The sequence below is a fragment of the Rhodovulum kholense genome (assembly GCF_003053725.1).
Classification (GTDB): Bacteria; Pseudomonadota; Alphaproteobacteria; order Rhodobacterales; family Rhodobacteraceae; genus Rhodovulum; species Rhodovulum kholense.
On the sequence record NZ_QAYC01000006.1, the window covers coordinates 144,287 to 156,984 of the forward strand.

18 protein-coding genes are annotated in these 12,698 nt (G+C 67.3%); 14 read left to right on the forward strand and 4 right to left on the reverse strand.

From position 1 onward, the window contains the following. Positions 1-77 precede the first annotated feature (77 nt). Together C8N38_RS10005 and lipA are read left to right on the forward strand one after the other, a co-directional pair. Positions 78-1,013, forward strand: a complete 936-nt coding sequence (locus tag C8N38_RS10005; RefSeq protein WP_108027064.1) for a LysR substrate-binding domain-containing protein — start codon at positions 78-80, stop codon at positions 1,011-1,013. Positions 1,014-1,094: 81 nt separating this feature from the next. Continuing rightward, the gene (gene lipA, locus C8N38_RS10010) at positions 1,095-2,045 is read left to right on the forward strand and encodes a lipoyl synthase (RefSeq protein WP_108026890.1); all 951 of its coding nucleotides are present in this window, start codon (positions 1,095-1,097) and stop codon (positions 2,043-2,045) included. 45 nt (positions 2,046-2,090) lie between these two features. On the opposite strand, the gene C8N38_RS10015 is transcribed toward lipA, so the two are convergent. Together C8N38_RS10015 and ssb are read right to left on the reverse strand one after the other, a co-directional pair. Continuing rightward, positions 2,091-3,173 carry a site-2 protease family protein gene (locus C8N38_RS10015; protein ID WP_108026893.1) on the reverse strand — a complete coding sequence of 361 codons (1,083 nt, stop codon included), beginning with the start codon at positions 3,171-3,173 and terminating at the stop codon, positions 2,091-2,093. A 38-nt stretch (positions 3,174-3,211) separates the two neighbouring features. Beyond that, positions 3,212-3,691, reverse strand: a complete 480-nt coding sequence (ssb, locus tag C8N38_RS10020) for a single-stranded DNA-binding protein (protein WP_075785201.1) — start codon at positions 3,689-3,691, stop codon at positions 3,212-3,214. A gap of 176 nt (positions 3,692-3,867) precedes the next feature. Between ssb and C8N38_RS10025 the strand changes: the two genes are divergently transcribed. Beyond that, on the forward strand, positions 3,868-4,464 hold the full coding sequence (locus C8N38_RS10025) for a lytic transglycosylase domain-containing protein (protein WP_425440035.1): 597 nt from the start codon (positions 3,868-3,870) through the stop codon (positions 4,462-4,464). Positions 4,465-4,488: 24 nt separating this feature from the next. On the opposite strand, the gene C8N38_RS10030 is transcribed toward C8N38_RS10025, so the two are convergent. Further along, the gene (locus C8N38_RS10030) at positions 4,489-4,728 is read right to left on the reverse strand and encodes a hypothetical protein (protein ID WP_108026896.1); all 240 of its coding nucleotides are present in this window, start codon (positions 4,726-4,728) and stop codon (positions 4,489-4,491) included. Between the two features lie 182 nt (positions 4,729-4,910). Here C8N38_RS10030 and C8N38_RS10035 point away from each other — a divergent pair, with 182 nt between their 5' ends. Then, entirely contained in the window at positions 4,911-5,180 is a 270-nt protein-coding gene (locus tag C8N38_RS10035; RefSeq protein ID WP_108026899.1) for a DUF6455 family protein, read from the forward strand. A gap of 5 nt (positions 5,181-5,185) precedes the next feature. Continuing rightward, positions 5,186-5,446, forward strand: coding sequence for a DUF6455 family protein (locus tag C8N38_RS10040; RefSeq protein ID WP_108026902.1), 261 nt, complete (start codon positions 5,186-5,188; stop codon positions 5,444-5,446). A gap of 47 nt (positions 5,447-5,493) precedes the next feature. Here the strand turns inward: C8N38_RS10040 and cutA are convergent, their stop codons facing one another. Then, the gene (gene cutA / locus C8N38_RS10045; protein ID WP_108026905.1) at positions 5,494-5,802 is read right to left on the reverse strand and encodes a divalent-cation tolerance protein CutA; all 309 of its coding nucleotides are present in this window, start codon (positions 5,800-5,802) and stop codon (positions 5,494-5,496) included. A gap of 377 nt (positions 5,803-6,179) precedes the next feature. On the opposite strand from cutA, the gene C8N38_RS21875 reads away from it, so the two are divergent. The 9 genes from C8N38_RS21875 (at position 6,180) to C8N38_RS10085 (ending at position 12,692) form a co-directional block, all read left to right on the forward strand. Next, a complete protein-coding gene (locus C8N38_RS21875) occupies positions 6,180-6,536 on the forward strand; it encodes a hypothetical protein (RefSeq protein WP_245895657.1) in 357 nt (118 codons plus the stop codon). Further along, the gene (locus tag C8N38_RS10050; RefSeq protein ID WP_245895671.1) at positions 6,505-7,806 is read left to right on the forward strand and encodes a DNA-packaging protein; all 1,302 of its coding nucleotides are present in this window, start codon (positions 6,505-6,507) and stop codon (positions 7,804-7,806) included. Before C8N38_RS21875 ends, C8N38_RS10050 begins: the two co-directional genes overlap by 32 nt. Before the next feature lie 146 nt (positions 7,807-7,952). After that, positions 7,953-9,128 carry a phage portal protein gene (locus C8N38_RS10055; protein ID WP_108026911.1) on the forward strand — a complete coding sequence of 392 codons (1,176 nt, stop codon included), beginning with the start codon at positions 7,953-7,955 and terminating at the stop codon, positions 9,126-9,128. Between the two features lie 2 nt (positions 9,129-9,130). Continuing rightward, on the forward strand, positions 9,131-9,373 hold the full coding sequence (locus C8N38_RS10060) for a GTA head formation protein, RCAP_rcc01685 family (RefSeq protein WP_075785209.1): 243 nt from the start codon (positions 9,131-9,133) through the stop codon (positions 9,371-9,373). A 20-nt stretch (positions 9,374-9,393) separates the two neighbouring features. Then, complete coding sequence (locus C8N38_RS10065) at positions 9,394-9,960, forward strand: HK97 family phage prohead protease (protein WP_108026914.1); 567 nt, start codon at positions 9,394-9,396, stop codon at positions 9,958-9,960. A gap of 39 nt (positions 9,961-9,999) precedes the next feature. Next, positions 10,000-11,187, forward strand: a complete 1,188-nt coding sequence (locus C8N38_RS10070) for a phage major capsid protein (protein ID WP_108026917.1) — start codon at positions 10,000-10,002, stop codon at positions 11,185-11,187. Positions 11,188-11,347: 160 nt separating this feature from the next. Further along, a complete protein-coding gene (locus C8N38_RS10075) occupies positions 11,348-11,944 on the forward strand; it encodes a head-tail connector protein (RefSeq protein WP_108026921.1) in 597 nt (198 codons plus the stop codon). Next, positions 11,944-12,285 (forward strand): head-tail adaptor protein, encoded by a 342-nt coding sequence (locus C8N38_RS10080; RefSeq protein ID WP_108026924.1) that lies wholly within the window; start codon positions 11,944-11,946, stop codon positions 12,283-12,285. The genes C8N38_RS10075 and C8N38_RS10080 overlap by 1 nt, the downstream gene beginning before the upstream one ends. Next, on the forward strand, positions 12,282-12,692 hold the full coding sequence (locus tag C8N38_RS10085; RefSeq protein ID WP_108026926.1) for a DUF3168 domain-containing protein: 411 nt from the start codon (positions 12,282-12,284) through the stop codon (positions 12,690-12,692). Before C8N38_RS10080 ends, C8N38_RS10085 begins: the two co-directional genes overlap by 4 nt. Positions 12,693-12,698 lie beyond the last annotated feature (6 nt).

The window sequence follows — 12,698 nt, forward strand, 5'->3', positions numbered from 1 at the left end:
GCGTGTGGCATTTCCGGCATGCTCTCGCCACGACCGGACCGAGTTGCGTTGTACCGCCGGTTTGATAGGCCTTGGTCATGAACATCACGCTTCGCCAGCTGACTTATTTCATCGCGCTAGCCGAGACCCGGCATTTCGGTCGGGCGGCCGAGGTCGTGCATGTCAGCCAGCCAGCCCTGTCGGTGCAGATCCGCGATCTCGAAGCCGAGCTTGGCGTCCAGCTGGTCGAGCGGCAGCCCCGTGCCGTCGTTCTGACCCCGGCTGGTCACGACCTCTTGCGGCATGCGCAGCGGGTGATGCAGGAGGTTAGCGCCCTGAGGGATGCTGCCCGCTGGCAGCGTGGGCTCGGCGGGCGGCTGAGCCTGGGGCTCATTCCGACGGTGGCGCCCTATCTCTTGCCGAAGGCGCTGCCGCTGATCCGGGCCCAGAACCTGACCTTGGAGATCGGTGTCCGCGAGGCGCGCACCGACCGCTTGCTGGCCGATCTCGAAGAGGGCCGGCTGGATGCCGCGCTGGTGGCGCTGCCGGCCGGACGCGACGATCTGGTCGAGGCAGTGCTTTTCGAGGATCGTTTCCTGCTGGCCGGATCGGCGCGGCAGATCGCGGCTTTGGGCGTCGGGACCGAAGGCGTGCGGCCGGCATCGCTCGATCCCGACCGGTTGCTGCTGCTTGATGAGGGGCATTGCCTTGCGGATCAGGCGCTTGAGGTTTGCGGAATGCGGCGCGACGAGACTCGGGTCGATCTGGGGGCCTCGTCGCTGGCCACGCTGTGCGGTTTGGCGGCCGAGGGGTTCGGGCTGACGTTCCTGCCCGAAATCGCGCTTGCCTCGGAACGGGCGGCGAGCCCGTCGCTGGCGGTGCACCGCTTTGCCTCGCCCGAGCCGGCGCGGCGGCTGGGCTTGGTCCGTCGGCGGCTCTCGCGCGACGACGGCTGGTTCGAGGCGCTGGCGGCCATCCTGGCCGAGGCAGGCCGGAGCCTGACCGACAGTGCCCGCGCGGCCGTGGGGCGATGAGCCGGGCGTCGGGGCGGCCGGTTGCCTTCGCCGTGACAAGAGCCTAAGACAGGGTGACCCGTCCCGTCAGGGAGATCCCAGTTGCGCGACCTGAAGAACCCGGCCGAACGCCATCCCGAAAAAGCCCGCCGTCCCGATGCCCCCCAGCCGAAGAAACCGGCCTGGATCCGGGTGCGTGCGCCCGGAGGAGAGGGGTATCGCGATACCCACCGTGTGATCCGCGAACATGGCCTGTCCACCGTCTGCGAAGAGGCTGGATGCCCCAATGTCGGCGAGTGCTGGGCGCATGGCCATGCGACCATGATGATCATGGGCGAGATCTGTACACGCGGCTGCAGCTTCTGCAACGTTGCCACGGGCCGACCCGACGCGCTGGACGTCTTCGAGCCGGGCCGGGTGGCGGATGCGGTCCAGAAGCTGGGGCTGAGGCATGTCGTGATCACCTCGGTCGATCGCGACGATCTTGAGGACGGCGGGGCCGAGCATTTTGCGCAGACGATCCGCGCCGTGCGCCATCGGGCCCCCGAGACGACGATCGAGGTGCTGACCCCGGATTTCCTGAAATGCGGGCCCGGGGTGGTCGAGACGGTAGTCGCGGCGCGGCCCGATGTCTTCAACCACAATCTCGAGACGGTGCCGGGGCTTTATCCCGAGGTTCGGCCGGGGGCGCGCTATTTCCATTCGCTCCGGCTGCTGCAGCGGGTTAAGGAAATCGATCCGGCGATGTTCACCAAGTCGGGGATCATGGTCGGGCTCGGCGAAGACCGCCAGGCGGTACATCAGGTGATGGACGACCTGCGGGCGGCCGATGTCGATTTCCTGACCATCGGGCAGTACCTGCAGCCGACGCCCAAGCATCACGGGGTCGACCGCTTCGTGACGCCGGAGGAATTCGCGGCCTATGAGAAGGCAGCCTATGGCAAGGGGTTCCTGATGGTTTCAGCGACGCCCCTGACGCGGTCGAGCTATCACGCGGGCGAGGATTTCGCCAGGTTGCGCGCGGCGCGCGAGGCGCGGCTGGCGCAAGGATAGCGCGCGCCGGGCGGTGCGCCGAAAATTCGCAGAATTTTCGCGGCGTCAGCGGTGGCGGTCGCGTCCGCAGATCACGATCAGATCGCCGATATTCTCGCGCGTGATGTACCCGATCATTCGTCCGGAGGGGTCCGTGACAGCGACGGCCGGTGCGCCCGTATCCTGCAGGGCGTCAAGCGCCGCATCGAGCGGGGCGGCCAGGGGCACGGTCGGAATGCCGCGCGCCATGTTTTCGGCCACCGGGCTGGTATCGCGCCCCTCCGAGAGCGCCTGAAAGAGAACGCTCCGGGTCAGCATGCCGCGCAGGCCTCCGCCCGCATCGACCACGGGAAACTCGTGCTGCGCGGTCCGGATCAGCGTCGAGGAGGCCGCCCGAAGCGTGTCGGACGGCTGCAGCGCCTCGTAATCGGTGATCATGGCATCGCGGGCGCGCAGATGCCGTGCCATGTCCCGCAGCGCGACATCCGCGCTTTCGGCCCCGGCGGCGGCAAAGATGAAGATGGCGATCAGCACCAGCACGGCATCGCCGGTGATGAGCCCGAGAAACCCGAAGCCGAAGGCCAGCGCCTGGCCGGAACGTGCCGCGAATCGAGTGGCAGCGACCCGGCCGAGGCGCATTGCCAGCAAGGCGCGAAACACCCGCCCTCCATCCATCGGAAAGGCAGGAAGCAGGTTGAAGAGCGCGAGGAAGAGGTTCACCGTCGCGAGCTTGGTCCAGAACCCCGCCGCCGGATCCTCGATAGCGATCGCCCCGGTCATTTCCGTCCTGGCGCCGAGAACGATCAGCAGCAGCCAGATCGTCAGGTTCACGGCTGGCCCCGCCAGTGCGACGGCGATTTCCTGCCCCGGCCGCTCGGGCATCCGGTCGAGGCGGGCGAGCCCGCCGATGGGCAGCAGCGTGATGTCGGGTGTCGCGATGCCGAACTGTCGGGCGGTCAGCGCGTGGCCGAATTCATGGGCCACGACGCAAGTGAAGAGAGCCAGCAAGAAGATCAGGTTTGCCGCCGCCGCGATCGGCCCTTCCGCGATCCAGGCGGCGGCGCCGATCCAGGCTAGAAGCAGGAAGAAGGTCGCGTGGATCCTGATTTCGGACCCGAATACCTGCCCGACAGGATAGGACCAGGTCATCGGCGCAGGCTCCCTTCACTCCGTATCCCGGCTATGGCTCAGAACGGGATCTCGTCATCGAAGTCGCCCGCAGGCTGGGGGCCGCCATAGTCGCCGCCGCGGCTGCCGCCCTGATCGTACCCGCCGCTGCCGCCGCCATAATTGCCTCCGCCGCTCCCCCCGCCGTCGCGGCCGTCGAGCATGGTCAGCTCGCTGCGGTAGGGCCGCAGGGCAATCTCGGTCGTGTAGCGGTCCTGGCCGGACTGGTCCTGCCATTTTCGGGTCTCGAGCTGGCCTTCGATATAGACCTTCGATCCCTTGCGCAGATATTGCTCGGCGACGCGGACCAGCGGCTCGGAATAGATCGCGACCGAATGCCATTCGGTGCGCTCGCGCCGCTCGCCGGTATTGCGGTCCTTCCAGTTTTCCGACGTCGCGATCCGCAGGTTGCAGACCTTGCCTCCCGAGGGGAAGCTGCGCACCTCTGGGTCGCGCCCGAGATTGCCGATCAGGATGACCTTGTTCACCGAACCTGCCATGCGTGCCCTCTTTTCGAATCTTGGTGTTCCATCGTGTCCCCGTTTACACCACCCCGGAGGGGGATCATAGCGACGGCGCATCCGGCCGGTCCGCGGCGACGGGCGGGCTGGCCAGCGCGGCATTTTATTCCTATAGTCCCGGGCGCGAAAACACCCAAGACGGGGGAGGGACGAGAGTGAAGCCACGGCTTGCAGCGATCGCGCTGGCGGTTCTGGCTGCATCTGCCTCGCATGCCACGCAGGGTCAGGCCGAGTCCGTCGTGTCGTCGAAAGCGCGCCTGACGCTTTTCAAGTCCCAGACCCGGGTGCTCGACGGTCGTGCCGCCCAGCAGTATTCGAATTCGGTTCGTCTGCAACCCGATCGCGTGCATACGCCTTCGCAGGGGAGCCTGCTCTATTCGGGCCGCTACCGGGGCGCGTTCGTGGATGTGGCGCGCGATGCGGCGCGCAAGCACGGTGTGCCGGAGGACCTGTTCCTGCGGCTCGTGCAGCAGGAATCCGGCTGGAACACGCGCGCGGTCTCGCACAAGGGCGCCATCGGGCTGGCGCAGCTGATGCCGGACACTGCCCGCAGGCTTGGGGTCGATCCGACCGACCCGCATCAGAATCTCGACGGCGGCGCGCGCTATCTGCGGCGGCAGTTCGACCGGTTCCGATCCTGGCGGCTGGCGCTTGCTGCCTATAATGCCGGGCCGGAAGCTGTCGAAAAGCACGGCGGTGTTCCGCCGTTCCAGGAGACGCAGACCTATGTCCGGCGGATCTGGGGCAGCTGAACCGGCCCACATCTGACGCTGGACCTAGTCGCGGTCGAAGGCAATCCGGTAGACCCCTTCGGGCAGGTCGAGGGCCGCGCCAAGCTCGTGTAGCTGGGCCAGTGACAGGGTGATCTTCTGGACCCTGTCGGTGTGCGGGTCCAGCTGTTCGACCGTCACGCAATCCTCGAAGGCCGTGATCGTCACGTCCTCCTGCAGATGCTGCGGACCCTCGTCGACCAGGGTGATGATTGTGGCGTCGAAATCGTGCTCGATGCTGAACATGGCGCAAGGCTAGCCGTCAGCGGTCGGCTTGTGAAGCGGTCTTGGTCGGCATTGGCCGATACGTATACAGCGCCGCTGTTGCGTCCGTGGTCCGGCCCGGGCCCCGATTTGACACGCATCAAGGCGCCCCGCGGGCTCTTGCGGTCTAGTTCCATCAATTCGAAATCGACAGGAGACCTTCGATGTCGGGTCAAACCAAATACGACGAACACGCCCATCTGGTTGAAAAGATGGCAGAAGTGCTTGGCGTGGATCTTGACGAAGAGACCATGGCCGGTCGCTGGACCCCCGAAGACATGCAAGATACCGTCTCGCGCTGCCTCGGTTGCACCGATCCCTCGCAATGCAAGGGCTGGCTCGGGTCTCACGATGCCGGGGCCGACGAGACGCCGGGGTTCTGCCGCAACAAGGATCTTCTGGAGGCGATGCGGGCACGGTTGGTGTCCGCCTGAGGGCGATGGAAGACCAGGGCAGGCTGTCGAAACATTTCTGGCTGACCCAGGGGATGGCGCGCACCATCGGGGTCAATCTCAATGATGCTCTCCGGTCCGGGCAACTGGGGCGGGGCGAATATTCGGAACTGGTGGCGGCCTGCGCCCATTGCGGCCGCGCCGAGGAGTGCATGCGCTGGATGGGCCATCAGGTGACCGGCGCCGACCGGCTGCCCGGGTGGTGCGCCGTGGGTGTCCGTCTGGAGGCGCTGAAGGAACCCGCCTGAGGCTGCCGGACCGGACGCCTACCGGACTTGCTGCGCGCGCCCGGCGGTCAGGCTGTCGTTTCGGCGGTCAGCCAGGCTGCGGACTCGGGCGTCGTTTCGACCGTTTCCCAGGTGATGACCGGCAGGTCGTAGGGATGGCTTTCGGCGATCAGCGCGACCAGCGCGGCGCGGTGCCGGTCGTCGGTCTTCAGCGTCAGTTGCAGTTCGGGCTCTTCGTCGATGCGGCCCTGCCAGTGAAACAGGCTGACCACGCCGGGCAGGATGTTGGCGCAGGCCGCGAGCCTGCCGTCGAGTGCGGCACGCGCGATGGCCCGGGCGCTGTCGATGTCGGGGCAGGTCGTGACGACGTGGATCATTTCGTTTTTCCGAACCTGTCAGGATTGAGAGCGCCATCATAGGGGCGTTCGTGGCCCGATACCATTCGACAAGCAGGGGCGGGGGCGTTCGTGCCGGGCCGGTGCGTGAAGCCCGGTCCGCGTTCCGGTTGACGGATGCGGGCGGTCTTGGGGCATGGGGCATCGGACGCAAGGCGGTTTGCGGGACACCTGCCCGGACCATGCCGGGTTATGCAATGTTAACCTCTTGTTAGCATTAAACTTCTTGACTCTGCGAGCGGTCTGGGGTATACCTTCGGACATGCTGGAAGACGTGGGTTTGGCGGCCCGGGGGACCCCCGGAGGCCGCCTTTTTGTTGTCTTCTTCCTGCGCTGGGCGGACCAATCAGGCAGATGCGATGACAAATGATCCCTCTCCTGAAGCGGGCGGCGCGGCGGCGTGGGCGCTGCTTGAGGAAGCAGAAGAACATTACAGGCGCACGATCCGCGCCCTGAACGAACTGATCGAGGAAATCGAGGCCGGCAATTCCGAGCGTGCCCGCATGCTGCGCGGGGCGTTGAACGATCTCGGGAAGGCGGCACAGACGGCGTTCGACGAACGGCAGCGGGTTGAGAGGCGGCTGAATGCAGAAAGCGGGTCTGAAGGCGGAATCCAAGCGCTTGATCTTGAACAGGCACGCCTTGAAGTCGGGCGCCGACTGGATCGCCTGCGCGACACCCGAGATGCAGGCCGCCTTTCTGGAGGGGTTGAATGACTCGGCGCTGCTGGCGCTGCCATATCTCTTCGAGTTCTGGGCGTTGCCGCATCAGCTGCCGCCCGAAGGCGACTGGCGCTCCTGGGTGATCATGGGCGGCCGGGGCTCGGGCAAGACGCGGGCCGGATCTGAATGGGTCCGGTCGCAGGTCGAGGGCGCAAGGCCGCTTGACGAAGGCCGGGCCCGGCGGGTGGCCCTGGTCGGCGAGACCGTCGACGAGGCCCGCGAGGTCATGGTGTTCGGCGAAAGCGGCATTCTGGCCTGTTCGCCTCCCGACCGGCGGCCGAACTGGGAAGCAACGCGGCGGCGGCTGGTCTGGCCGAATGGTGCGGTGGCGCAGGTGTTTTCGGCGCATGACCCGGATTCGCTGCGTGGGCCGCAATTCGATGCCGCCTGGTCGGACGAGCTGGCAAAATGGAAGCGGGCCGAAGAGACCTGGGACATGTTGCAGTTCGGGCTGCGGCTGGGGCAGGCTCCGCGGCAATGCGTGACGACGACGCCGCGCAACGTGGCAGTGCTGAAGTCGATCCTCGCGAACCCCTCGACCGTGGTCACCCACGCGCCGACCGAGGCCAACCGGGCCAATCTGGCGGCCTCGTTCCTCGAGGCGGTCCGGACCCGCTATGCGGGCACCCGGCTCGGGCGGCAGGAACTTGACGGCGTGCTTCTTGACGAAGCGGACAGCGCGCTTTGGACGCTGAGCCGGATCGAGGCGCTGAGGGTCGACGAGGCGCCGCCGCTGGACCGGATCGTGGTTGCCGTCGATCCGCCGGTCACGAGCCGGGACAGCTCGGACGAATGCGGGATTGTGGTGGCCGGGGTCAGGATGCAGGGGCCGCCGCAGACCTGGTGCGCCTATGTGCTGGAGGATGTCAGCATCGGCGGCGTCGCCCCGACGGCCTGGGCGACGGTCGCCATCGAGGCGATGGAGCGCTTTGGCGCCGAACGGCTGGTCGCCGAGGTGAACCAGGGCGGCGATCTGGTCGAGACGGTGATCCGCCAGCTCGACCCCATGGTGCCTTTCCGCGCGGTTCGCGCGACGCGGGGCAAGATCGCCCGGGCCGAGCCGGTGGCCGCGCTTTACGAGCAAGGCCGGGTCAGGCACCTGCGGGGTCTGCAAGTTCTGGAAGAGCAGATGTGCCACATGACGGCGCGGGGGTACGAGGGCAAGGGCAGCCCGGACCGGGTGGATGCGCTGGTCTGGGCGATCAACGACCTGATGATCGCCCCGGCGGCGCAGTGGCGGCGGCCGAGGGTGCGCGGGCTCTAATTCGGCACACCCGTCCTTGCGGGCCGGGCCGCGGCCCGGCGCCGGTCGAACCATGTTCGGACCTAACCGGGGACTGTCCCGGGTCTTCGCCGCTGCTTTTGGGCCGGTCGTCGGCGGAGCCGACGGAAATCGGAGGATGATCTGCAATGAAATTCAAACTTTTCCGCCGCGCGGCGGAACGACTGCCCGAAACCAAGGCCTCGGCCACCGGCCCGGTGATCGCCTGGGCGGGGGCGGGGCGCGCGGCCTGGACGCCCCGCGACACCAGTTCGCTGATCAGGTCCGGGTTCAACGGCAATCCCGTGGGCTTTCGCGCGGTCAAGCTGATCGCGGAATCCGCGGCGGCGCTGCCGCTGATCTGCCAGGACGACGAGCGACGCTACGAGGCGCATCCCGTGCTGGAGTTGCTGAAGCGGCCGAACCCGGCGCAGGGACGCGCCGAATTGCTGGAGGCGCTTTACGGGCAGTTGCTGCTGTCGGGAAACGGCTATCTCGAGGCCGTGGGCGGCGAGGGCGGGCTGCCGTTCGAGCTGCATGTGCTGCGGTCGGACCGGATGCGGCTGGTGCCGGGGGCCGATGGCTGGCCGGTCGCCTATGACTACATGGTGGGCGCGCGCAAGCACCGGTTCGACATGACCGGGGCGGTTCCGCCGATCTGCCACATCAAGAACTTCCATCCGCAGGACGACCATTACGGGTTGTCGGCGATGCAGGCGGCCGCCACGGCCATCGACGTGCACAACTCTGCTTCGCGCTGGTCGAAGGCGCTCTTGGACAACGCCGCGCGGCCCTCCGGGGCAATCGTCTATCACGGCGGCGACGGTCAGTCGACGCTGAGCGAGGAACAATATGCCCGGCTGCAGGACGAGATGCTGTCCTATCATCAGGGCGCGGCCAATGCCGGGCGGCCGATGTTGCTGGAGGGCGGGCTCGACTGGAAGCCGATGGGGTTCTCGCCCTCGGACATGGAGTTTCAGAAGACCAAGGAGGCCGCGGCCCGCGAGATTGCCACGGCCTTCGGTGTGCCGCCCATGTTGTTGGGCATTCCGGGCGAGGCAACTTACGCGAATTACCAGGAGGCAAACCGTGCCTTTTACCGGCTGACCGTGGTCCCGCTGGTGGCCAAGGTCGCCGGAGCGGTGGCCGAGTTCCTGACCCATTTCGACGGCGGCGCGGTCGCGCTCCGGCCCGATCTCGATCAGGTGCCGGCGCTGGCCGCAGAGCGGGATACGCAATGGAAGAGAATCTCCGAAGCCGACTTCCTGACCGAGGACGAGAAACGCGCGCTGCTCGGCCTGCCGAGGCGGCCGGAGGGCAGGTGAGGGTGGCCGGGCAACGGTCCGGCTCGCGGTTTCTCTACGCCCCGTTCGACGCGACGCATATCCGGATCGAGGCCAGCGAGCGGGTGATGGAGGAGCGCTGGAGCGCCCTCGAATACCGCCTGAAACGCATCGAGGAGATGCTGGACCAGATCGAAAAGCGCATGTGGCTGACGGTCTACGGGATCGTGGCGGTGATCCTGGCCGAGGGTATCGCCTCGATCCTGTCCGCCATTTCGACGCCTTAGAAGCGAAGAGGACAGAGGTGATGAAGGAGTACGAAAATGGCATCGCGCTCGAACGCAAGTTCTGCAAGAACGATGCCTTGCCGTTGGCGCTGAAGGACGGCGCGGTGATCGAGGGCTATGCCTCGGTGTTCGGCGCCGCCGATTACGGGGGCGATATCGTCCAGAGCGGCGCCTACACAGCCTGCCTGCGGCAGATGGGCAGCGAAGGTCGGCGGGTGAAGATGCTTTGGCAGCACGACCCTTGCGAGCCGATCGGCGTCTGGGACGAGGTGCGCGAGGATGCCCGCGGGCTGTATGTCAAGGGCCGTATCCTGACCGATGTGACACGGGGCCGCGAGGCGGTGGCGCTGGTCGCGGCGGGTGCCATCGACGGGTTGTCGATCGGCTATCGGACCAAGCGCGCCGGCAAGGATGACAGCGGGCACCGTCTGCTGGCCGAGCTGGAGCTGTGGGAGGTGTCGCTGGTGACCTTTCCGATGCTGGCCGACGCGCGTGTCGGCACCAAGGCGGAGGGCACCGCGGAGGAGCTCTTGCGCGACCTGGCGGAGGCCTTTGCGGGCGCCCGCCGGATGCTGGCCGAAGGCTAGCCCCCTCTTCAAGTCTCATTCCCAGACAGGACTGCCAACATGACCGAGACCGAAATCAAGGCCGGGCGGGCCCATGGTCCCGCTATGGAGATGCGTGAAGCTCTGGAGGACTTCCTGATCGATTTCAGGGGCTTCCAGTCGGAAGTGAAATCGAGACTCAAGCAACAGGAAGAGCGACTGACCATGTTCGACCGGAAATCACAAGTCACGGCGGGTCGTCCCGCCCTGTCCCGCGCCGTCGAGATCGAGGTGCCCCACAAGAAGGCCTTCGGCGCCTATCTGAGGTCTGGAGACGACGATGCGCTGCGCGGGCTCGAATTCGAGGGCAAGGCCATGTCGACGGCCGTCGCCGGCGAGGGCGGCTATCTGATCGACCCCGAGACGGCCAGTACGATCAAGTCGGTGCTGACCGCAACGGCCTCGATCCGGTCGATTGCCCAGGTGGTGACGGTCGAGGCCAGTTCCTATGACGTGTTGGTCGATCATTCGGATACCGGCTCGGGCTGGTCGAGCGAGACCGGCAGCCAGGTCGAGACCGGGACGCCACAGATCGAGCGGGTGACGATCCCGCTGCACGAACTGTCGGCGATGCCGAAGGTCAGCCAGCGCCTGCTGGACGACAGTGCCTTCGATATCGAGGGTTGGCTGGCTGGCCGGATTGCCGACAAGTTCTCGCGGGCCGAGGCCGCGGCCTTCATTCTGGGCGACGGGACCGACAAGCCGCGCGGGTTTCTCAGCCATCCCAAGGTCGCCGAGGCGAGCTGGAGTTGGGGAAGCCTGGGCTATGTCGCGACCGGCGCCGATGGCGATTTCGACGTGGGCGCGCCTTCGGACGCGATCCTCGATCTGGTCTATTCGCTGGGCGCGGTCTATCGGGCGAATGGCAGCTTCGTGATGAACTCGAAGACCGCGGGCGCGGTGCGCAAGATGAAGGATGCGGACGGGCGGTTCCTGTGGTCGGACGGTCTGGCCGCGGCCGAGCCCGCGCGGCTGCTGGGTTATCCGGTGCTGATCGCCGAGGACATGCCCGACATCGCGCCGGACGCGACGGCCATTGCCTTTGGCGACTTCCAGGCCGGCTATACCGTCGCCGAGCGCCCCGATCTGCGGGTGCTGCGCGATCCCTTCTCGGCCAAGCCGCATGTGCTTTTCTACGCCACCAAGCGCGTGGGCGGCGATGTCAGCGACTTCGCCGCAATCAAGGTGCTGAAGTTCTCGGTCGCCTGACACCGGCGGATCGGGTCCCCACCAGCAAACCCGGCCCCGGTACCGGGCCGGTGAGATGCGCGCCGGCCCCCCGGGGCCCGCCCCGGTGCTCCCTCCATCGGAGCGGGACGGGCCGGCGCGCGTCAACCTCGCGTCGAGCGACAGCGGAGAGACGGAAAAGATGATGCTGATAGAGCAGACGACGGTGGCGGCTGCGGCGCTTCCGCTTGCGCAGTTCAAGGCGCATCTGCGCCTCGGAACCGGCTTTGCCGATGCCGGGGATCAGGATGCCTATCTGGAGACGCTGCTGCGCGCGGCGCTGGCGGCCATCGAGGCGCGGACCGGCAAGGTGCTGATTTCCCGAAGTTTCAGCTATGTGCTTTATGGCTGGCGCCGGGGCGGCAGTCAGTCCTTGCCGGTCGCTCCGGTGCGGGCGGTGACCGAGATCCGGATCGTCGACCGAGGCGGCGTGGCGGTGCCGGTCGCCCCCGAGCGCTATCACTTGCTGGCCGATGCGCATCTGCCGGTGGTGCGGGGCACGGGCGGCGCGATGCCCGGCATTCCCTTCGAGGGCAGCGCCGAGATCGATTTCGAGGCGGGCTTCGGTCCCGACTGGGCGGCGGTGCCCGAGGATCTGGGTCATGCCGTGCTGCTGCTGGCAGCCCATTATTACGAGAACCGGCTGGAGCAGACCGTCGGCGGCGGCGCGATGCCCTTCGGGATCGCAGCCCTGACCGACCGCTGGCGCAGGCTGCGGCTGACACCGGGGGGCGCGTGATGGCGCGGTCGCCGATCCTGAGCCGCCGCCTGGCGCTGGAGGTGCCGGTGCAGGTCGCCGATGGTGCCGGAGGCTTTTCCGAAACCTGGGTGACCCGCGGCACGCTGTGGGCCGAGGTTGCCGTACGCAGCGGGGGCGAGCAGGTCGGCGAAGAGCTGGCCTTGTCGCGGGTGCTGTACCGGATCGTGGTCCGCGGCGCGCCTCCGGGCGCGCCGGAACGGCCCGTCGCCGGTCAGAGGTTCCGCGAGGGACAGCGGCTCTTCCGCATCCGTGCGGTGACCGAGCATGACGCGCGCGGGCACTATCTGGCCTGCCTTGCCGAAGAGGAGTTGGCGGCATGAGCTATGGCGTGGCGGCCGCCTTGCAGGCCGCGATCTTTCAGCGGATTTCGGGGCATGCCGCCGTGTCCGCGATCGTGGGCGAGGCGGTCTATGACGCCGTGCCCGCGGGCCGTCTTCCGCCGATCTATGTAAGTCTCGGACCGGAAGAGGTCCGCGATGCCTCCGACAAGGGCGCAAACGGCGCGCTGCATCTTGTGACGATCTCGGTCGTCAGCGAAGAGGCCGGCTTCGCCCGGGCGAAGGCCGCTGCCGGAGCCATTTCCGATGCCCTGACCGAGGCGCCGCTGGCGCTGGCTCGGGGCAGGGTGGTCGGACTTTGGTTCGACCGCGCCCGCGCCCGACGTGTCGGCGCGCAGGATCAGCGCCGCATCGACCTGCGGTTTTCCGTCCGGGTCGAGGACGATTGAATGACA